The sequence below is a fragment of the Frankia umida genome (genome assembly GCF_023242945.1).
GTDB classification, from domain to species: Bacteria; Actinomycetota; Actinomycetes; order Frankiales; family Frankiaceae; genus Frankia; species Frankia umida.
The window spans coordinates 26906-47695 of the sequence record NZ_JALKFT010000002.1; the positions used below are offsets into that span (position 1 = coordinate 26906).

Genomic DNA, 20790 nt, shown 5'->3' on the forward strand with positions numbered 1-20790 from the left:
TTTGCTCTCGTAGCCAACGGAGTCCAGGGTCGCGGCAGACACGAACTGTCGCGAGCAGGACGGTGGCCAGGGAGGCCGCCGAGCATCACCGCGGAAGTTCGGCAGTACCCCGTCAGACAGCGAGTGGAGAGGAGTAGACGCCATCAGGATCGCCCGGGCGATGGTCCAGGTCGCTCGGTCACTGCATGCCCCGGATTGGAAGGTGGTTCCCGGTCACGCACACGCGATCTCCGCACCCGCCCTCTGAGGCGGCGGCGCGGAGCCAGGAACCCGGCGAACCTGGCCGGTAGATGGTGTTGAGCCCTCGGGGCCCTGGTGTCGGACGACACCAGGGCCCCCTTCGACGTATCCGCGATTCGATGTGTTCACATCCGACGCATCCACATCCGATACAGCTACAAGAGAGGTGCGATGAGTCCTGGAACGACCCGCAAACCGGCTGACAGCCTCGACGACGACGACTACCCCGCCTATACCGTGGGCCGCGCGGCCGACATGCTCGGTACCACGCCCGCCTTCCTGCGAGCCCTCGGTGAGGCTCGCCTGATCACTCCGCTGCGTTCGGAGGGCGGCCACCGCCGCTACTCCCGCTACCAGCTGCGCATCGCCGCCCGCGTCCGGGAGCTCGTCGACCAGGGCACCGCGATCGAGTCCGCCTGTCGCATCGTCATCCTCGAAGACCAGCTCGCGGAAGCCCAGAAGATCAACCAGCAACTACGCGACGACCAGTCCGCCAGCCGCTGACCACCGAGCCGCCTCGCCCAGAGCCAGGCGGCCGTCGGGGACATCCACACCCGCCAGACCCGGTCGGCGAACGTCCGCAAGACAGGCCGTAAGCCTCTATCCGGCGTCCTTGTCCCGGAACAACGACGCCGCCTGGTGTTCGCTGGGAGAGCACCTCAGTCGGGTGCGCCTACCCGTATCCCCGCTCTGTCACCGAGGACAGCCCCCATGACCCAGGTCTTCCCTACCGGCATGCCCAGAACCGATTTCGGCATCCGCGTTCCCGAGCGGATCCATCCCGCGGCCGAACAGATCGGCGACCAGCTCATGGCCTGGGCGTCCCGGGTCGGCCTGGTGACCGACGCCCGCGAGCGTGCCCGGCTCGACGCCGCCGGTTTCCATCTGCTGGCCGCGCGCATCCTGCCCGACGCACCCCGCGGCGGCGTCGAGGTCTTCGCCCAGTGGGTGCTGTGGCTGTTCCATCTCGATGACGAGCAGGACGAGGGGCCGATGGGTCTGCGCGCCGAGCTCGTGCACACCACCTACGCCGCGATCACCTCGATCATCGAGGGACGGCCCGTGCCCGCCACCGCCCCTGCCTCGGTCACCGCCCTGGCGGACCTGTGGCCCCGCACCGCCCGGGGGATGCCCGCGCCGTGGCGCCGCCGCATCCTCGAGCACATCCATCACCATCGCGACGCGTTTCTCACCCAGATCACCCACCGGCACAACGGCACACTGGCGACCCCGGCCGAATACCCGTCCCTGCGTCGCGACGACAACGCCATGTTCATGTTCGATCTGCTGGAAGTCGTCCACCAGACCGAGATCCCGCCGGGCCTCGCCGCCACCAGCAGCTGGACCGAGCTGTGCGCGGCTTCCAGCGACATCGCCGCCTGGTGCAACGACGTGGTGTCCCTGCCCCGGGAGAGCGCACGCGGCGAGACCACCAACTACGTCCTCGTTCTTCGCCATGCCACGGGCTGCGACGAGCGCACCGCACTCGAACAGGTACACGCCCACATCACCGGACGGTCGCACGACCTCGGCGAGGCCGAACGTGCGTTTCTCACCGACGCGCGGCGCCTGGCGCCGACGACGGACCCGGACCGGCTACGCCTGATCGTGCGCACCATCCGCGACATGCCAGGCGCACACCTGGCCTGGATGCTCACCTCCGGCCGGCACCAGGAGCGCACCCCGGCCCCGTAACCCGCTGAACAACGGGCCGACTCCCGCGTCCTCGCCAGCCTCCTGGCCGCCTGTGCTGTCCGGGTCCGGGTCCGGGCCCGGGTCAGCCGGGCGGGTGGACGACCAGGACGGCACCGCCGGCATGGGCGAGGACGGAGCTGGCCACGCTGCCGAGCAACTGGCCGGCCAGCCGGGAGTGCCGATGCGCGCCGACCACGATGAGCGCGGCCTGGCGCTCGGCGGCGGTGGCGACGATGCCCTGCCAGGTCGGCGCCGCCTGGACGGTGATGTTCTGGGCGCGCAGTCCCGCGGCCTCGGCGAGCCGGACACCGTGCGCGGCGACGTCGGCGGCGGCCTTCTCGACCTCGGCGGCGTTGTTCGCGTCGAAATGCTGCGGGCCGACCGGTGTGAATCCGACGTCGGAGGGCTGCCACACGCACAGCACAAGCGTCTCCCGTCCGGGCGGAAGCTGCGACGCGGCGTACTCGATGGCATGGCCGGCGACATCACCGCCGTCATAGGCGAACAGCACCGGCCCGGTGGGACGACCAGCCCGGGTGCCGGGCCGCCCGGCGTCGGCGTCGGGTGTGGCGTCGGCGTCGGGTGTGGCGTCGGCGTCGGGTGTGGCGTCGACATGGGGTGTGGCGTCGGAGCGGGGTGTGGACATCAGTCGACGCTTTCCGGGACGGGAAGGGCCACGTCCAGATCATCCAGATCGTGGGATCGGCGGAGTCGGCTCAGCAGCGGCGGCGAGTACCAGGCCGGACGCTGGCCGGCCAGGAACGTGTCGAGGTCGGGGGTCTGCGGGCGGGCACCGCTGAGGGCGTAGATCGTGACGCCCAGCGCGGCGCCGGCCAGAGCGAGGCCCAGACCGATCCACAGGGCGATGTTCGTTCCCTCGTTGAGGTCACCGGTCACCGTGGCCGCGAAATGAGCGAAGATCGGCGCGATCATGAAAGCCGCGACCGCGCGCAGGAGCTCGACCACGGCGAACACCCGCGGCAGGCTGGCGGAGGGCAGGGAGAAACCGGCCACGAACAGCGCCGGGGCGACCGTGGCGCCCAGGGCGAGTCCGGTCAGCGCGGAGCCGAGCAATGCCAGTGGCTGGCTGTCGGGCATCCCGAGCCGGAAGACGAGAATCCCGGCGGCGAGCAGGATCATGCCCACCAGCGGCAGGTAGTGCAGGGAACGCCGGGCGATGACCAGGCCGAACACACCCGCGGCGATCACCGCGCCACCGAGCTCGGGCAGGAAGAGCAGCCCGACCCGCACCGGGCCGTACGTCTCGGAAAGCACCGAGGCGGTCAGCGCCGTCGCGGACACCGACGCCGCCGCGGCGAACAGCGCGGTCACCACGCCCGCGACCGGGATCGCGCTGGTGAGCATCTCCCGCACCATCAGCAGTGGCTGCGCCGCCCGGTACTGGTAGACGATGAGACCGGCGATCAGGGCCAGACCGCCCAGCAGCGGTGCGATCACCTCGACGTCCAGGAAGCTGTGGCTGGTCAGTTCGGACGCGCCGAGGAAGGCCGCGAGGCTGCCGGCCGCGGCCAGCGCGATGGCCGGCAGGTCGCGCGGGGCGTCGGGGTTCGCCGGGGGTGCGTCCTCGAAGGTGAGCACGACCAGCAGCAGCGCGAGCACCGCGACCGCGGTGACGATCCAGAACAGCGGTCGCCAGGCGTCCGCGTCGGCCTGCAGACCACCGATGAACGGACCGAGCGCGACCGCGCCGAAGATGCCCATGTTCATGATCATGACGGTGGTGTGCAGCCGTTCGCGCGGATAGCCGATCGCCAGCGGCGGGACGGCGGCGATCAGCAGCATGCTGGTGGCCAGGCCCTGCACCGTGTGGCCGGCGATGAACATGGCCGCGTTCTGCGCCACCGCCGTCAGCACCGATCCGACCACGAGCAGAGCCGCGTAGGCAAGCAGCATCCGCCGCTGCGGCAGGTGCAGGCCAAGCTGGACGGCGAGCACCGTGCCGAGCGCGTAGGCGGCGTTACCCAGACCCGAGCCGAGACTCATCGTCTGCGCGCTCATGTGCAGCTGGCCGGCGATGATCGGCGCCAGCGGGTCAAGCGCGGCCGACAGTGCCAGATAGGGAATAATTGCGAACATCACCATGGCGGCGGATGCCGCGTATCTGCCAGCAAGGGGACCTTGGCGCATAAATACCTTCTGGTGCTGGGCGTACGGGAACAGCAAGAATGATTGACCTTGAGATAGCGGGTTTTCTACCGATACCCTCACGTGTCCCCCGCTGGACGAACAGGGGGAGCGGGCGGACTGTGAGAATAGTTACCCTCTGCTAAAGATGGGCTTTGGCGGGAATACCCGGCGCGCACCTGGCCTGGGCTTCTCGCCGCTGGCCCGAGTTTCGGCCGCGGCCCTGGCCCTGGTCGGCCCGGGTCTTCGTACCTGGTCCGGCCTGGGTCCGCGTGCCGAATCCGGCCGCGATCCCTGCCTCCGTACGGCTGCGCCGTCGCTCGACGGGATGACCTTCGTCAGCTGCTCGAGACCCGCACGTGGCGCCCGGCTGGCCGGCAGGTTGACCCGGTGGCGGTAGCGCCGGCAGGCTCGGCGCACAGGCGGTGTCGTCGCCGCGAGGCGTGGCGTCACCCCGGCTCCACGAGCGACCGCTTAGTGGGCTGACGCTCGCCGGCTGCTGCGCTGCGGCGGTGACTCCCGGACGATGTCGTAGCCGCGGGTCACCGCGGCTACGCGGTTGTCGACACCCAGTTTCTGGAACACGTTGGCGATGTGCCGGGCGACGGTGCTTTCGGCGATACCGAGTTCGGCGGCGATGCGGCGGTTGCTGAGCCCCCGCGCCAACTCGCTGAGTACCGCGGTCTCACGCCGGGTCAGCAGATGTCGCTCCGGCTGCAGGAATCGCCGCACCGCTGCGACAACGGCGGCGGGGTCCGCCAGAACGGGATTGTCCGCGGAGCCGGGACGCAGGTCGAGAACCCCGGCAGGCAGACGCTCGGCGAGCGTGCGCGCCAGCGCCGGGTTGGGCTGCTGGGCGTCGCGGTGGTGGACGACCAGGGTGGGAGCCTGCACCTGAGCCAGCTGCCCCCGGACGTCCGCGCGTAGTTGCTGGGAGACGATGTCGACGGCGACGTCACTGTTCATGGTGCTGATCCGGTGCTCGGTCACCCAGGATGCCAGCGCCGCGTCGGCGTTGGGTAGCAGCAGGCTGGTCAGCGCCTGGTTGGCGATCCGCCAGTTGGTCTGGATCAGCCGGCCCAGGATGTCGGGCATCTCGGGGTCGATCAGGCCGTCGGCAGCCGGCCCGCAGTACCGCGCGCAGGTGCCGACGAGCACCAGTCGACTCACCCGTTCCGGCCGCTGCGCGGCGTACGCGATGGCGATCGGTCCGGACAGGCCGGCCGCCACGATCGCGGTGCTTTCGCAGCCGGCTGCATCCAGCACGTCGTCGACGTATGCCAGGTGCATGTCGACGGTGTAGGGCGAGGCGTCCGTCAGGGAAAGGCCGGTGCCGGGCAGGTCGAAGCGCAGTAACCGGAACGAGGCCGCGAGGGCGCGGTAGAACGAGGACAGACAGGGAGCCGACCAGTCCAGGATCAGATGGCCGGACAGTTCTGGGAGCACCAGGAGCGGAGACTGCGTCCCGGAACCTGTCGCAGACCAGGCCACTTTGCGGCCTGGACCGGTCAGCCGCCAGCGGGTTGGCGACACGCCGTCATGGCCCCTGGGCACCGCGATGGTCATCAGAATCACCCCGTACCTAGGGATCGGGTCCTTCGGCGCCTACAGGCCCGTCGTTCCGGTATCGGCCGGCACCGTGATCAGGCGGCGGCGAGCCGGGCCAGCGTCGTGATCGTCTCCGGGACGCCAGCGGTGACCGCCGGGCCGATCTGCGGACCGAGGGTGTCAGCCTCCGGGCCGGTGATCTCGATCCGGTGCGTGATCCGGGTGCGGCCGCCATCCACCGGCTCGAGTCGGTGGATGGCACGCAGCACGATGCCGCCGAGGTTCGTCTCGTCGATGAACGAACGGTTCTCCACCACTTCGACGAGGGTGATGGTCACGGGGTCCTGCCCCTTGGGGGTCAGCTTGCCGGTGGTGCCTGGTACGAACGGCCCATCCAGGGTCAGGCCAACAATCCCGGAATCCCAGGTACCCCAGGATTCGGGGTTTGTGTAGAGCTTCCACACAGCCTCGGCGCTGACCTCGACGGTGGCTGAGTGTTCGTATTCCCACATGCTCGGGAACCCTTTCTGTCGACAAGGAGTGGCTGGGGTGCTGGAGCCCGCACGTGAATACTGTTGCAGTCACAACAACTACCCCCGACCGCTTCTCGATTCTATACGACCGGGTGTCGCCTGTCTTTCGAACTTCGTGCGGTCGGGCGTGGACGCGGTGGTTGCGACGGGATACCCGCCTGTCGGCCGGGGGGTGTGTCATTCATGCGACACAAATCGTTGATCTTCTCTTGTGAAAAGGAATCCTTAAGATTAGCGCCCCAGGTGCGGACCGGTGGATCGCTGTTTTCCGGAGGTGACCCGGGAATGCCCCACACGGAGCGGCCGTATCAGCCCGAGTGACTGTGCCGACCCGAGCGGGTGTGCCAGAGGGTCGTCGGACGGTCGCCCGAAGGCGGTCAGGTCGACGGGCAGCCCCAGCGCCAGAGCCATCGCGACGACACCCGCCAGCCCGCGCCACGACGTCGAGCCGGCCTCCACCGAGACGGCGGGCAGGCCGCTGATCTGGGCCGCCAGTTTGCTGAGCACCCGGCCTGGTCCGACCTCGACCCACGCGTCCACGCCGGCGGCGGCACGGTGCACGGCGTCCATGAAGTACACCGGCTCGGTGATCTGTCGGGTCAGCAGCGCACGCAGGTCGTCGTCCGGGCCGAGGAATCGGCCGGTCACGGTCGAGACCACCGGCCGGCGAACCGGCCCCAGTCGTTGGTGGGCCAACCGGCGGCGCAGCGGTTCGACCGCGGCCTCCACCATCGGGGTGTGAAAGGCATGCGAGACCGGCAGATACATCGAGCGCACACCGCGCACGTCCAGGGCGCGGACCAGGATGTCCACGCCGGACCGGCTGCCGGCGACGACAGTCTGCTCCGTGCCGTTGCGGCATGCCACCCAGGCCGGCCAGGTCCGTGGCCGGATGCCGGTGGACCCGTGATCCTCAGGATCGAGGTGATCGACGTGATCGTCGGAGTCGATGAGGAGGGTGCGCACCTGCTCGACGAGGTCCGGAGCTGCCGCGACGCTGGCCATCGCCGTCCCGGGCACGCCGTGGGCGCTCATGATCGCTCCACGGGCGCGTGCCAGTTCCACCACGTCGCCGTCGTGGACGGCGCCCGCCCAGGCAAGCGCCGACAGTTCGCCGAGGCTGTGCCCGACCGCGACCGTCACCGCGCCCTGCGGCACTCCGATCGCGTCAAGGGCGAGCCGGGCGGCGAGCGAGGCCGTGACGATCGCCGGCTGGGCCAGCGCCGTGTCGACCGCGGGCCCGGGTTCGTCCGGCGGTGGCAGCGGATCCAGATCCGCCTGCTGGTAGAGCTGCGCGACGGCGGGCAGGAACTCGGCCAGCACGCCACCGCTGTCCCGGGCGGGCGAGCCCTGCCCGGGGAAGAGCAGCCCGATCGACGAGCGTGTGGTCAGCCGCCGCAGGTGCACGCCGTGCCGGGTGTCCCACGCGGCTGTCCGCCCCTGCGCGAGCCACCGCGTCAGCAGCGCATCGCCCCGTCGGGCGGCAGCGGGCGGCCAGGCCGGGTGGACCGCCCGCCAGACCTCGCCCGCACCGCCCACCCGGGTCGTGGTGGCGGACGGTTCGCCGGTGCGGTCGTGTCCCGCGTCGTCGTCGGCCAGCATCCGCGCCAGTGACGCCGCATCGTCGGCCTGTGCGACGACCATCGCGACATCGCCAACCTTGATGATCTCTCTCATGACCCTCCTCGCCCCTGGACAGGACGGTCCAGGCCGGCCTCGGCCGGCCGCCCACTACCTGCGGGTCGGCACCGTCAGCCGCCGACCCGCAGGTAGTGGGCCCAGTAGCCCTGGTGATCGCCGTAGTGGGCGGCGAGCTCGTGAAACTCCCGTTCGTCGATGGGACGGCCATAGACCGCGCTCGCCGCCTTGAGCCCCTCCGGGTCCTGCGGTGCCCGCTCCATCCGGCCCAGCCCCCTGATCAGCACGAAGGACGCCGACCAGGGCCCGATGCCGGGCAACCCGAGCAGCCAGGCACGGACCTGCTCGTAGTCACCGTGACGCAGGAAGTTCTCGTCCACCGTGGTCAGTGCCGCGACGCAGCCATGCAGGTAGGAGCTCTTGCGGGCGTGGCGGACCAGCTCCGAGAGGGTCTCGGCGGGCAGCCCGGCGAGCTGCTCGAGTGAGGGAAACGGGCGGTGGGTTCCACCCCATCCGGCCACATCGTTGTCGAAGTACCCGACCAGCCGTGCCTTCATCGCCCGGGCAGCCGCCATCGGTGCGCGCTGAGCCAGTACCGCCCAACAGATGTTCTCCAACACCGATGGCAGTTTCACCTGGTGGTAGCCACGCAGCCGGGCCACCAGCGGCGCGAAGGCGGGGTCGCTGGTGGCCGCGGTGTAGAACGGCGCGAGGTCATCGTCCACGCTGAGGAAGAAACCGATCCGGTCGAGCGCCGCCGCGACCACCTGGTCGGGCAGCGCCTCGACGGAGCCGAGCTCGCAGCGCAACGCGCCCGTGCCAGTGTCGTCCCAGCTCACCCGTGCCAGCACGGTCTGATCGCCGATGCGCCACGCCTTGACGACCCGGTCGCCGGCAAGTGTCTGCTCGCCCTGCATCGCCGGGAAGGCGCGCAGGAACGCGAGGGACGCCTGCCAGTCGAAGGGCTGGCGCACGGGCAATGAGCACAGAACGGTGTGGTTCGTCGTCTGCACTGGTCAGGGCCTTCCGGTCGGCGACAGGTCAGACACCCTCAACACGGTGCGCCTGCGTCGGTTATCGAGAGTCCCGTCAGCGCCACGCAGGCCCCTTGACCGTGGTCATCGGTGCCGTTGACCACGATACGAGTGACAGCGGTGTCTCTCTGCGCATCGAGAACATGTCTGATTCCCGATACCTCCCGCGGCCTCACCCCGACCGCGGTGGGCGGCCGGACCTGATGGCGCAGCGTCAGGCAGGCGGTGACGATCTTCACCACGAATCCGGCCCCCAGCAGATCGCCGTACACCGTCGCCGGCGCGCTGACCGAGAGCGGTGCGGCCGGTGCGGCGTCGGCCGCGGAGGCGGCGGAGGCCGCGGCCAACGCCCGCAGCTCGTCGAGGTCGGCCGCGGTTCCACGACCGTCCCCGACGACGTGGACGCCGGTGGTGGCGGTGGGCCGCTCGGCAGCGGCCGCGGCCACCCGACTGATCGCCGCCGGCAGGCTCCCGCCGATCTCGATGGCCTCGATCCGGGCGTAGACCGGCCGGTCCTGGCCGCCCCGCGCGGCCGAGCCAGCCCATCCGGACCCGCGGGTCAGAACCAGTGCGCCGGCACCCTCGCCCAGGACCACGCCGTCGGCTCGGGTGTCATAGGGCCGATAGGAACCTGACGGCGAGACCAGACCGGCCGCGCGGCAGGCGTTGTGCACCAGAGCGGAGCACGGTGCTTCCACCCCGCACACCACGACCACGTCGAGCCGGCCGCTGGTCAGCGCGGTCGCCGCCATCTCCAGGGCGACGGCGCCACTGATGCGCTCGGCGGCGACCGTCTTGCTGAAACCACCGAGCCCGAACGCGATGGAGATCTCGCCCTGCGGAGCCGTCGGGAACCACGCGGTCGCCACGTAGGAGTTGATCGCGCTGCTGTCACCCTCGCCATACAGCCCGTACAGCTGGGGCTCGACGAAGGACCAGCCGCCGGTCGCGTTCGCGGTCACGATCCCGATCCGGTCCGGATCGACGGCGTCCGGCGCGGCCAGGCCGGCGTCCGCCAGCGCTTCTCGGACCGCGGCGGTCGCCAGCAGCGTGAACCGGTCCACGCGTTTCGTGTGCCGGCGCGGCAGCCCATGGGCGAGATCGGCGTCGGGGACGATCGCCATCACCACCGGGGCTGTGTCCGGGCCGAACAGCGACCGTCGGGTGAAGGCCGGCTCGGCACGCAGCAGGCCGGCCCAGAAGTCCGTCGCCCCGCAGCCCGCGGCCGTCACCACACCGATCCCGCGGATCACGATGTCCCCGTCCCCGTCCCTGTGGCCGTGGCCTGTGACGGGGATGGACGGGGCGTCCGGCCGGTTCTGTTCAGTGCGCATGCTCACTCCTTCGACCGAACCGCTCGATCACCAGGCTGGAGTGGATCCCGCTGAACCCGCTGCTCGTCTTCAGGATCGTGTGGATCGGCAGTTCGCGGGCAGCCCCGGTCACCACGTCCAGCGGACAGGCGGGGTCCTGACGGTCCAGATTGATCGTCGGCGGGACCAGGCCGGTCTCGATCCCGCGGACGGCGCTGACGATCTCGATGGCGTTCGCCGCGGCGAGGCTGTGACCTGTCATGGACTTGATCGACGTGATCGGGATCTGGCCGGCGCGGTCCCCGAACACCCGGCGCATCGCGTTCGCCTCGGCGAGGTCGTTCTGCGGCGTTGACGAGCCGTGCAGGTTGACGAAGTCGATCTCGTTCGGTTCGACGCGGGCGTCGGCCAGCGCCAGCCGGCTCGCGTGGGCGATCGGCGCACCGCTGTCCGGCATGCTCGTCATGTGGAAGCAGCTGTTCACGCTGCCGAAGCCGCTGATCTCCGCACGTGCCCGGGCGCCGCGCCGGGCCGCGTGCTGCGCGGACTCCAGCACCAGGATGCCGGCGCCCTCGGCCAGCACGAAGCCGTCCCGATCGACGTCGAAGGGTCGGGAGGCGCGGGTCGGCGCGTCGTTGCGCAACGAGGTCGCACCGATCTGCGCGAACGCGGCGACCACCAGGGGGGTGATCGGCGCCTCGGCGGCGCCGGTGACCACCACATCCGCCTGCCCAGCTCGGATCAGGTCGCAGGCGGCGCCGATCGCGTCGATGCCGCCGGTGCAGCCGGTGGTGACCGTGTAGTGCCGCGGGATCCCGCCGAGGGCAGCCGCCACCTGCGCGTTCAGTGATCCGAACTGGAAGGGGCTGCCAGTGCCATCGACCCGCGTGACCGCTCGGATCGGCTCCTTGCCCTCCGCGGACCAGCGTCGGAAGCTGCCCTCCATCGAGGTGATGGCGGAGATCGCCGTCGAGATCACGACCGCGACCCGACGCGGACCGACATCACCGAGCTCCGTGAGGGAGTAGCCGGCGTCCGCCACCGCCTCGCGGGTCGCGGCCAACGCGAGCAGCAGGCTGCGATCGGGCGCGCCGGCCCCGGCCGACAGCGACGCCGCGAGCGGTTCCCCGGCGGCCCAGTCATCGGCGACGACACCCGCGATGCGGCTCATCGCAGGCGGAATGGGGAACTCGTTCACCACCCGCACCCCGCTGGTGCCGGCGAGGCTGGCCGACCAGAAGCTGTCCACATCGGTTCCCAGGGCGTTGACGGTGCCCAGACCCGTCACGACGACCCGCGTGCGGCTCACGGCTGCACCGCGGGGGTGACCAGCGAACGCAGCCGGCCGAGTTCGACGTCCAGGGTGCGTCGGGCGGTGGCCCGCAGGGCTTCGTCGGCGTCGTCGGGCAGGAGCACGGTGAACGAGACCTCGGCGCCGTCCGGCGCTGGGACGATGTCCACGACGGCGCGTTCGGCCCGACCGGCGACCATCGAATGGATGACGCAGGTCGCCGCCTGCGTGCCGACCTGCGTCTCGGTCCAGGTCTCGATCTCGCCAACGACCGAACTGACCCGGTAGCGTCCGTTGACCTGTGCGCCCACCGCGGTGAAGAAATCGGTCCACCGCGGCAGGTTGGGTACCTCGGCGACGAACGCGAGCAGTGCGTCGGGCGGCGCGGCCACCGACACGGTACGGCTCAGGCTCTGCATGGGCTGGGCTCCTCGGGGACGATCGCGACGACGCGGGCCCAGCCCGCACCGGCATCCTTGATCTTGATGGGGAAGCAGGCCACCTCGAAGCCGGTCGGGCGGCCGATGGCGGACAGGTTGGCCAGCCGCTCGATCTGGCAGTACTCACGCTCACGGCCGTAGATGTGCGCCGGCCACAGCACCGCCGGGTCCCCGGTGGCGGCCCAGTCGGCCAGCATCCGGTGAAACGGCGGGTCGAAGCCGAAGCTGTCCACCCCGATGACCTTCACTCCGCTCTCGACGAGGAACCGGGTCGCCGCCCGGGTCACCCCGCGGAAGTCGGTGAAGTACTCCGGACGTCCCCACAGCCGTGCGGCGTCCGTGTCGATCAGCACGATGTCGCCCGGGGCCAGCTCGTGTTCGGCCTGGGACAGCCGGGCCCGCACCTCGTCCACATCGACCGGTTCGGTGCTCTCACCGCGACAGTCCAGCAGCACTCCCGGCCCGTGGAACCACTCCAGCGGCAGCTCGTCGATCGTGCGTGCCCGCCGCCCCTCGCACTGGGGGCCGTAGTGGGCCGGCGCGTCCACATGGGTCGCTGTGTGCGTGGTGAGCCGGACATGTTCGAGGGACAGGCCGAGCCCGCCCGGGAACTCGGCCCGCCCGATGCCGGCCGGGCCGCCGAGAATGTCGGCGCCCTCGGCGTGACCGACCCGGTCGATGACCGTCGGAACGGGTTCGCTGGGCGTCGGCTCGATGGTCAGGCTCAGGTCGACATAGCGGTGCCGGTGCCGGCCGCCGCCGCCCGGGGCGGCCGGCCCCGCCGTGGTCGTGGTCACCATGACGCGTACGTCGCGCGTGCCTCGGCGAGCAGCTCGCGCAGCTGGCCGGCGTCCGGCGTGGCCGGGCCGGCTGACGCCGGCCCGCGTCCGGTGGTGGTGGCCAGGCCCATCAGGCCGGCCAGCGGGACGAAACTGGGCAGGTGCGGGTCGGCGAGCAGCCCCGCCACCGACGAGCGCCAGTCACGCGCCGCGGCGTCGTAGGCATGGGTGCTCGCGGCGGCCCGGTCGGCGGTGAGCCAGTCCTGGTAGGCGAGCACCGCGGCCTGCGCCGAGGCGCTCGGATCCGTCGCCAGGATCGACAGTCCGCCGGCCCGCAGGCCCGAGGCCAGCGCGGTGTCGACACCGCGCTGCAGGAACGGATCGTCGAAGCCGGCCGCGTCGCCCGCCAGGGCGTACCACCGGGACGCGGCCGGCACGCAGGTGAACGTCTCGTTCATCGCCGGTATCGCCGGGAGCAGCTGACGCGCCCCCGCCAACAGGCGGGCCAGCACCGGGGTGTCGGCGATGACCGCCGCCAGTACCGCCGCCGGCCCGCAGGAGTCCGCCGCCCCCGGCTCGCCCGAGCGGCCGGCCGCCTTCGCGTGCCGGGCCGCCGCGGCCCGCGACGCCGTGTCCGTGCCCAGCACGATCCCGACGCTCACCCGCCGGCCACCGAGCGGGATGACGAAGGCGTAGCCGCCGTCCAGCACGACGATCGAGGTCGTGCCCGCCGCGGCGAGCGTGTCGGCGCGGTCGGCCTCGATCTCCCAGTGCGAGAAGACGGCCTGGCGAGGATCAAGCTGACGGCCGGGACGGTAAAGCCCCAGCGCCCGCCCGAGCGTCGCCGACTTTCCGGAGGCGTCGACGACGAACCGGCCCCGCAAGGACCAGCGGGAGCCGTCCGCCCTCGAACCGGACAGGATCGGTTCGCCACCGCTGGTGCCGCTCGCCGGGTCGCCGCCCGCACCGGGGTCGACGATGTCCACGGTGTGCCCACGCAGGTGGACGACTCCCGCGGCGGCGGCGGCGTCGGCGAGGGCCGCATCGAACCGGGTGCGGTCCAGGCGCGCGGTCGGCGGGACCCCCTGGCCGCCGGCGCTCACCTCGACCGTCGCCCAGCGCGTGCCATCAGGAGCGCTGACATGGACGCGGTGGCGGTGCAGGAACAGTTCCGCCAGGCCCGTGACGCCCAGGTCGGCGAGCAGGTCGGCCCTCGCTCCCTCCCAGGTCTCCGGCAGGTGCGGTGCGTCCGGACCGGCGCGGTCCACGATGGTCACGCTGCGCCCGCTCCTGGCCGCGGTGATCGCCGCCGCGGCGCCCGCCGGGCCGGCCCCGATGACCACGACATCGGTCGTCATCGCACACCCGCCACGGCCGGCCCGGCCCCGGGCGCGGACACCGCCGTGTCGTCGTCCGTCGCGCCGATGTCCGCGTCCGCGTCCGCGCCTGTCGTGCCGGGAGGTCCGGGACGGGCGAACGCGGCGGCGAAGCAGTCCAGGATCGCGGCCACCCGGGTGGTGAAGCCGTCGTGGAACCGGTCCGCCCTGGCGTCCTCGCTGGCTGTGGTCCCGGCAGGGTCGGGGGCGAGCTGGTACTCGCGGATCGCGGTCACCGCGCAGCCGCCGTGGGCCGCGGCGAAGATCCAGGATCCGCGGTGCCAGGTCATCATCGGCGGTGCCGTCGGGCTGAAGAAGTCGATCCGGTCGCGGGCGCGCCACCGGACGGTGCGGACCTCCTCGGTGCGGCCATCCCGATCGACCCGCATCGTGAACTCCTGGCCGCGGCCGTCGCAGTAGCCGACGGTCACCGCACTGATCGGATCCCAGACCCGCTGCCAGGCCTCGATATCCCAGAAGGCGTCGGCGACCCGCGCCGGACTGGCGGGGATCATCCGGGTCACCTCAAGCCGTCGTGTCACGTTCCAACGCCTCCTTGAACAGCGCGAGGTTGGTGCGCAGGAAGCCGCGCAGCCCGGCGGCGAAGGCCGCCTCGCGGTCGGCGTCCCGGTCGGCGTCCCGGTCGGCGTCAGCGTCGGCGAGGGTGAACCCGCGGGCGGCGATGACCTCGGTTCCGGCGCCGCCGTCCGGGCTTTCGGTGAAGGTCCAGCGCCCCGTCATCCGTCGCAGCCCCGGGGGCGGCGTGGTCTGACACAACTCCAGTTCACGTGGTGCCCGGAGGTAACGAAAGCCGCGGACGGTCTCCAGCCCCGCGGGCCGCTCGACCGTCATGGAGAACTCCTGATTGTAACCGTCGGTGTAGAAGACGGTGACATCAGTGACATCGGGCAGGATGGCGGGCCAGCGTTCGAGATCGGCGAACGCGTCGTACACCTCGCTGATCGGGCGGGCGATCACGACTTTCTCGGTGACATCCATACCGTCACCCACCGACCGGCTGGGCGGATCGGACGGCCGGCGCGTCGGACGTGCCCAGCGTGGCCGGCTGACCGGTGGCGCCTTCCAGCACGGCACGCCAGGTGCTGATCGCGAGGTTGGCGTGGTCCAGCAGCATCTCGGTCACCGCGTCGGCCGTGGACCGCTGCGGGGTCGGCGGGAAGGTGGTGGACGCCACCGTTGGCTCGAGGTTCCAGGCGTGCGTGGCGGTGATCTCGCAGAAGCCCTCGGGCGTGTCCTGGAACCGCCAGGTGCCGCCGTGATGGGCCAGGAAATGTGGTGGCTCCGGTTGGAACCATTCGATCAGATCCGGCTGGCAGTTGCGGATCGAGCGGACCCGCAGCATTCCGGTCGGCGAGTCGACGGCCATGTGGAACTCCTGGTACTGGCCGTCGTCATAGCGCACGTCGATCTCGAGAACGTGCGGCAGATGTGTCGGCCAGGCGGCCATGTCGTGCAGCGCCTGGTAGACGACGGCCTTGGGCCGGCGAATCACCGCACTGGTACGGCAGCGGTAGGCGAGGGTAGGAGCGTCATCGATCGTCTCGATCGCCCGGGGAGCCGCCACGGTGCCCGTCTGCTCGGGGGTGGCCGGCCGGTCCAGAGCCGCCGCGAGCAGCTCCACGACATCCTGGATCGAGCGTATCGAACCGACCCGGTTCGAACCGTCCGGCAGATCCACCCCGCGCCCTCGGGCGAGGGAGCTGAGCAGGTGCACGATCTCCTGGGAATCCATGCCCAGTTCGTCACGCAGCGACGTGGCCGGCTCGGCCTCGCCGTCGATGTCCATGTCCACGAGTACCTCGCGGACCTCGGTGAGCAATGTCATGACCATCCCTCTCTCAGCTGGCGCCGAGCCAGCTCTCGCGAGACCCGGCGAACAGGTCGACCATCGGTGTGTTCATCGCCCAGTGCGGGTGGGACAACGCCGTGGAGTCCTGCCAGAACATGTCGTTGGTGAACTCGAGCATCACGTTCATGTGCCATTCACGACCGAGCTCGGTCAGTGTCAGCTGGCGGCCTTCCAGGGTGGCCAGGGAGCGGTTGATAATACGGTCTACGGGAGCTCGGAAATCGTCCAGGAACTCACTGCCGAAGCAACGCTGATATTCGTCCAGGTCGACTCCGAAGTACTGCAGGACATTGATCACATAACGTTCGCGCCGGACCTGCGGGGTAAGCTGGTCGGAAACAGCAGTGATCATGTGCTCGCCACGGCCGACGGCGGCGATGTACTCCTCGACATCCTTCTTCGCGCCGATCCGGTAGTTGTTGATGAACCCGTAGGCACTGGGTCCGACGCCGAGGATCTCCACGTTGTTGCGGTGGAACGTCCATTCGTTGTAGGTGTTCTCCCAGCCGGGCACGCAGTAGTGGTCGAACATGTAGGTCCGGAACCCGGCCCGGGCTGTCGACTCCACCAGGTCGGCGTACATGCTCCGCACGTAGGTCGACTCCTTGTCCAGCAGTGGCTGGACCCTGCCGATGTTGATGAGCTTGTCCTGCGGCGTGCCCGGATGGACGCGGTAGAGGTAGGTGGTGAGGTGCTTGACAGCCAGGTCGCGCAACCGGTTGAGGTCGGCCTGCCAGATCTCCCGACGGTGCCCCGGCATGTTGTACATCATGTCGATCTGGATGTTCTCGAAACCGCGGTCTGTCAGTCCGGTGATCGCGCGGGTGCTCTGCTCCGCGGCATGCGGTGAGCCGATGGTCCGCAACAGGCCGGCGTCGAAGGACTGCACGCCCAGGCTCACCCGGCTGATCGGTGAGTCGGCGACGTAGTCGAGTTTGTCGTCGGTGTAGTCGCGGGCATTGCCCTCGAGGGTCACCTCGAGCTCTGGCTCGTGCGGGAAGTTCGTGATGATGGTGTCCACGATCCGCTTCAGGTTCGGCGTGGACAGAATGGAGCCGGTGCCGCCCCCGAGATAGACCGCGCGCAGTTTTCCGGTCTGGAAGCGCCGGTACGAGGCCCAGTGTTCCAGGTCGCGGATGACCGCGTCGACGTACCGGGCCTCCTTTCCGTGCGGATCGCGCGGTGCGAGCAGATCGATGAAGTAGGGGCAGGACAGGCACCGCACCCGGCAGAACGGCACGGACAGGTACAGGACGAAGTCCTGGCCGACCTCGTCGAGACCCAGGTTCGCGGTGAACGCGTTCCCGACCTTGTTGGCCCACAGCGCCGGCGGATAGAGGATGAACGGTGTGGTGTACCTGGCTGGGTAGGGATGTTTCGCAGCGGTCAGGTCCGGGGCAATGGTCATGGTTCTCCTTCGGCCGGATTTCGGGGGAGCGGTCAGACGTGCGCGCCGCGCGGGCGGGTGCTGACACGAACGGGCATTCCACCGGCGGGCCGCAGCGTCATCATGGCGCCGGGATTGATGGGCGCGGAACCTGCGATGGAGCAGCGGAAGTTCTGCACGACTGTTGCCAGGAGAAGCTGGGCCTCCATCATCGCGAAATGAATGCCGAGGCACTGTCGTGGGCCGCCGCTGAACGGAATGTAGGCATAGTTGTCGATCGCCTTGGCGGCTGAGTCGAAACGATCGGGGCGAAACGCCTCCGCGTCCGGCCAGAACTCCGGGTGCCGGTGGACGACGTACGGGCAGACGGTGATGGTGGCGTCCGCGGGAAGGTCGTATCCGCCGACCTCGTCGGGCTGGTGCCCCCAGCGGGCGAACAGGTAGATCGGTGGGTAGAGCCGCAACGTCTCCTGGACGACCATCTTGGTGTAGACCAGTCGGGGCAGGTCGGCGGTGGTGGCCGCCCGACCGCCGAGGACCTCGTCGACCTCGTCCTCGAGGTCGGCCAACATCTTCGGATGTCTGGCCAGGAGATAGAAAGCCCAGGTGAGCGCGTCGGCTGTGGTTTCGTGGCCGGACAACAGCAGCGTCATGACCTCATCCCGCAGCTGCTGGTCGGTCATGCCCTCGCCGGTCTGCTCGTCCCGGGCGGCCATCAGCAGGGTCAGCAGGTCCCTGTTGTCCGGCTCCGGCTGTTCCCGGCGTTGGGCGATGATGCCGTGCACGACGGTGTCGAGAGTGGCGGTGCTGCGCCGGAACCGCCGCACGGTCGGCTGGAAGGGGATCTTCAGGGCCAGTGGGCCGAGCGGATTTCCGAGCAGCTTCGCGAAGTCGTCACTGACCTCGGTGAAAGCCCGGCTCACCCGGCTCGCCTCGTCGGTCAGGTCGAGGCCGAACAGGGTCTGCCCGACGACGTCCAGGGTGAGCCGCATCATCTCCGCGTCGAGGTTCAGCGTTGTGTCGCCGGCCTGCCGCCAGCGTGTTGCCATCCGCTCGGTCGCGCTCACCATCAGATCGCCGTACTCGTCGACCCGCTGTTTGGTGAACGCCGGCTGGATGAGCCGGCGCTGCCGGCTCCACAGATCTCCGTCGCTGGTGACCAAACCCCTTCCCATCACCTGGCTGAGCAGCTCGAACGCCGGATGTGGTGACTTGGTGTAGTTCGCCGAGTTGGTGGCGAAGATGTGCCTGATGTAGTCCGGGTGGGTCACCAGGTAGAAGTACTGGTTGGCCACGAATCGGACCTTCACCAGATCGCCGTGCTCGTCGAACAGGTTCCGCATGAGTTCGAGAGGGCGGCGCTGGAAATCGCGGCTTACGCCCAGTGCGCCACTGCCGGTCGCGACCGGCGGCCGTGTGCTGGCGAGAACAGTGGTCACTTCACGCTCCAGACTCTGGTTGGATCGTGCCCGGACGGCGCTCCGCCTGTGGTGCCGCTCGGTCATCGGCGGCGCGGGTCGGATTTTCCGGACCGGCCTGGTGGGAAGGTCGGACCATCGGGGTGCCGAGCAGATAGGTGACCGGCGGGCCCGAGCGCGAACCGGCCGTCTGACCGGTTCTCCACACGTAGTCGTCGGCGGCCAGATCAGCGGTCAACGCCAGCATTTCGACGGCGGTCCGGGTGCGCAGGTTCGAGACGATTCCGTCCCAGGTGACGGCGACCGGGACAACGGGCAGGACATAGGTGAGAAGCAGCCGCCGCCACTGTGCTGGCCGGTGCCGGGCAGCATTCGCCAGAACCAGCACGGGGGCCAGCACGACTGTCTGCGCGATGGGTGCCCACCGGCGTTCGGTGAATTCGAAGACACCGACGGCCCGGCGGGCGGAGAACGCGTCGGCCAGAACGACGCGGGCGGCATCCGGCCGCAGATGGTGGAAGCTGGTGAACATGGTCCGGATACCGGTCAGGTCGGTGGGGACCGAACGGGCATCAATGCTCTCGGTCCGGTACTGCAGACCATCCCCGATTTTTTTGGCGGCGGCCTCGAACGCGGCCACGTTGGGATACAGATCCGTGAGCGTCACGGTGACCGGGAGGTCGCCGACAGCGGCGCGGGCCTGGTCGATGTCGGGCTTGAGATGTGCCCACGGCCCGGACCCACCGGAGCAGAGGTCGACGATCTGGTTCGTGCCCTGGGAATCGAGGAGTTCGATCAGCATCGGCACGACCGGTGCATAGACTTTCCGGCCGACGACCAGGGTGTCGCGGAGCCAGTCGGTGACCGCATCCCGCAGGAACCCCGGAAACCAGCCCAGGTCTTCGAATTCGAACAGATGACGTCGACGCATCACGCGGTCCATTCGCCGGGATCTGCTGGAGTCTCACAGTGAGTCTCGTTGAGATTCGGGCGTATCGGTATCCGAAGATCTATGTAGATGTTCGGTGCGTGGGCGGACCGACGGATTCTACATATTTTCTACATGATTTTGGGGTGTGGCATGGCCTCGCTGGTCCGGGCATGCGGCACGTCCGCGACCGCTCAGGTCGGCGGTCGGACGCTGGTCGTGGCCACCCGTTCCTGCCCGCCCACGCCGCTCGACCATCGCGTGCGCGCCCGCTGGTGGGCATGCGGTGCGCCGCGGCGGACGGGGCCCGCTGCCTCATGAGAGGCTGCCTTCATGTCTTCGCGGACGTGCCGCCAGGGAGGGTGTGCCGGCCGGCCGTCAGGTCGGGTCCACGCGCCCCAGGCGGCGTAGGTGGGCGCCAGCGCCGCTACCGGCGAGGTGCTGGAGTTGCTGGCGGTACGCGGCGACGCGGATTTCGCGCTGCGGATGCAGCGCTTCTTCCCGCGGCGGATTCGCGCTCTCGGTGTCAGCAACGCCACGGTGGTGGCGGTCGCGAACGAGTATCTCCAGGGGTGTGGAGACGTTCCGGCCGGCCGGCGACTCGAGATCGCGGAGGAGGTGCTGGAACGCGCCGTCTACCACGAGGAGGTGCTGCTGGCGTTCGCGCTGCTGCACAAGGTCGCCAGAGCTCAGCTGGACGACGACCTCCTCGACCGCGCCGAGATCTGGCTGAACCGGTATGTGTCGAACTGGGCGCAGTGCGACGACCTCTGCCTGAAGCTGCTCTACCCGTTCCTGTGCGGGCACCTGGAGCTGATTCCACAAACACGCGGGTGGGTCGCGGGCGAGTCCGGGTGGACGCGCCGGGCGGCGAACGTCGCGGTGGTGAAGTTCGTTCGGCGCAGGGTGGGAAGGGTCACGTTCGAACTTCCCCTCGCGCACGCCTTCGGCAACACCACCTCGCTCCTGCACGACGACGATGTCTACGTCCAGAAGGGATGCGGCTGGCTGCTGAAGGTGGTCGGCCAGGTTCATCCGGCTGACCTGGCCGACCACCTGCGTCGTTGGCATGGGCAGATGAGGCGGGAGACCTTCCGTTACGCCGTGGAAGGTCTGGACCGGGAAACGCGAGCGGCTCTGCTGGCGCTGGGTTGA

General features: G+C 69.9%; 20 protein-coding genes. 3 read left to right on the forward strand and 17 right to left on the reverse strand.

Annotated elements, in window-relative coordinates; all coding sequences use genetic code 11:
- The first annotated feature begins 411 nt into the window (after window positions 1-411).
- Entirely contained in the window at window positions 412-744 is a 333-nt protein-coding gene (locus MXD59_RS02285; RefSeq protein WP_248813158.1) for a MerR family transcriptional regulator, read from the forward strand.
- 207 nt (window positions 745-951) lie between these two features.
- A complete protein-coding gene (locus MXD59_RS02290) occupies window positions 952-1935 on the forward strand; it encodes a terpene synthase family protein (protein WP_248823254.1) in 984 nt (327 codons plus the stop codon).
- 82 nt (window positions 1936-2017) lie between these two features.
- On the opposite strand, the gene MXD59_RS02295 is transcribed toward MXD59_RS02290, so the two are convergent.
- The 17 genes from MXD59_RS02295 to MXD59_RS02375 all read right to left on the reverse strand — a co-directional run bounded on the left by MXD59_RS02295 (window position 2018) and on the right by MXD59_RS02375 (window position 19638).
- Window positions 2018-2581, reverse strand: a complete 564-nt coding sequence (locus tag MXD59_RS02295; RefSeq protein ID WP_248823255.1) for a universal stress protein — start codon at window positions 2579-2581, stop codon at window positions 2018-2020.
- On the reverse strand, window positions 2581-4038 hold the full coding sequence (locus MXD59_RS02300; RefSeq protein ID WP_248823256.1) for an MFS transporter: 1458 nt from the start codon (window positions 4036-4038) through the stop codon (window positions 2581-2583). The genes MXD59_RS02295 and MXD59_RS02300 overlap by 1 nt, the downstream gene beginning before the upstream one ends.
- A 516-nt stretch (window positions 4039-4554) precedes the next feature.
- Window positions 4555-5526, reverse strand: a complete 972-nt coding sequence (locus tag MXD59_RS02305; RefSeq protein ID WP_248823257.1) for an alpha/beta fold hydrolase — start codon at window positions 5524-5526, stop codon at window positions 4555-4557.
- 197 nt (window positions 5527-5723) lie between these two features.
- Window positions 5724-6140: an SRPBCC family protein gene (locus MXD59_RS02310; protein ID WP_248823258.1), complete on the reverse strand. Its 417-nt coding sequence runs from the start codon at window positions 6138-6140 to the stop codon at window positions 5724-5726.
- A gap of 252 nt (window positions 6141-6392) precedes the next feature.
- Window positions 6393-7838 carry an ACP S-malonyltransferase gene (locus tag MXD59_RS02315; protein WP_248823259.1) on the reverse strand — a complete coding sequence of 482 codons (1446 nt, stop codon included), beginning with the start codon at window positions 7836-7838 and terminating at the stop codon, window positions 6393-6395.
- Between the two features lie 74 nt (window positions 7839-7912).
- Window positions 7913-8773 (reverse strand): DNA-3-methyladenine glycosylase family protein, encoded by an 861-nt coding sequence (locus MXD59_RS02320; protein WP_248823260.1) that lies wholly within the window; start codon window positions 8771-8773, stop codon window positions 7913-7915.
- A 77-nt stretch (window positions 8774-8850) separates the two neighbouring features.
- Window positions 8851-10167 carry a beta-ketoacyl synthase N-terminal-like domain-containing protein gene (locus MXD59_RS02325; RefSeq protein WP_248823261.1) on the reverse strand — a complete coding sequence of 439 codons (1317 nt, stop codon included), beginning with the start codon at window positions 10165-10167 and terminating at the stop codon, window positions 8851-8853.
- The gene (locus tag MXD59_RS26830; protein ID WP_248823262.1) at window positions 10157-11455 is read right to left on the reverse strand and encodes a beta-ketoacyl-[acyl-carrier-protein] synthase family protein; all 1299 of its coding nucleotides are present in this window, start codon (window positions 11453-11455) and stop codon (window positions 10157-10159) included. Before MXD59_RS26830 ends, MXD59_RS02325 begins: the two co-directional genes overlap by 11 nt.
- A complete protein-coding gene (locus MXD59_RS02335) occupies window positions 11452-11856 on the reverse strand; it encodes an SRPBCC family protein (RefSeq protein ID WP_248823263.1) in 405 nt (134 codons plus the stop codon). The genes MXD59_RS26830 and MXD59_RS02335 overlap by 4 nt, the downstream gene beginning before the upstream one ends.
- Window positions 11844-12677: a cyclase family protein gene (locus tag MXD59_RS02340; protein ID WP_248823264.1), complete on the reverse strand. Its 834-nt coding sequence runs from the start codon at window positions 12675-12677 to the stop codon at window positions 11844-11846. The genes MXD59_RS02335 and MXD59_RS02340 overlap by 13 nt, the downstream gene beginning before the upstream one ends.
- Window positions 12671-14014, reverse strand: coding sequence for an NAD(P)/FAD-dependent oxidoreductase (locus MXD59_RS02345; protein WP_248823265.1), 1344 nt, complete (start codon window positions 14012-14014; stop codon window positions 12671-12673). The genes MXD59_RS02340 and MXD59_RS02345 overlap by 7 nt, the downstream gene beginning before the upstream one ends.
- Entirely contained in the window at window positions 14011-14574 is a 564-nt protein-coding gene (locus tag MXD59_RS02350) for an SRPBCC family protein (RefSeq protein WP_248823266.1), read from the reverse strand. The genes MXD59_RS02345 and MXD59_RS02350 overlap by 4 nt, the downstream gene beginning before the upstream one ends.
- Window positions 14558-15031 carry an SRPBCC family protein gene (locus MXD59_RS02355; protein ID WP_248823267.1) on the reverse strand — a complete coding sequence of 158 codons (474 nt, stop codon included), beginning with the start codon at window positions 15029-15031 and terminating at the stop codon, window positions 14558-14560. Before MXD59_RS02355 ends, MXD59_RS02350 begins: the two co-directional genes overlap by 17 nt.
- A gap of 4 nt (window positions 15032-15035) precedes the next feature.
- On the reverse strand, window positions 15036-15878 hold the full coding sequence (locus MXD59_RS02360) for an SRPBCC family protein (RefSeq protein ID WP_248823268.1): 843 nt from the start codon (window positions 15876-15878) through the stop codon (window positions 15036-15038).
- Between the two features lie 13 nt (window positions 15879-15891).
- The gene (locus tag MXD59_RS02365) at window positions 15892-17310 is read right to left on the reverse strand and encodes a coproporphyrinogen-III oxidase family protein (protein WP_248823269.1); all 1419 of its coding nucleotides are present in this window, start codon (window positions 17308-17310) and stop codon (window positions 15892-15894) included.
- Between the two features lie 32 nt (window positions 17311-17342).
- On the reverse strand, window positions 17343-18728 hold the full coding sequence (locus tag MXD59_RS02370; protein WP_248823270.1) for a cytochrome P450: 1386 nt from the start codon (window positions 18726-18728) through the stop codon (window positions 17343-17345).
- A gap of 1 nt (window position 18729) precedes the next feature.
- Complete coding sequence (locus MXD59_RS02375; RefSeq protein ID WP_248823271.1) at window positions 18730-19638, reverse strand: hypothetical protein; 909 nt, start codon at window positions 19636-19638, stop codon at window positions 18730-18732.
- A gap of 408 nt (window positions 19639-20046) precedes the next feature.
- On the opposite strand from MXD59_RS02375, the gene MXD59_RS02380 reads away from it, so the two are divergent.
- Entirely contained in the window at window positions 20047-20790 is a 744-nt protein-coding gene (locus tag MXD59_RS02380) for a DNA alkylation repair protein (RefSeq protein WP_248823272.1), read from the forward strand.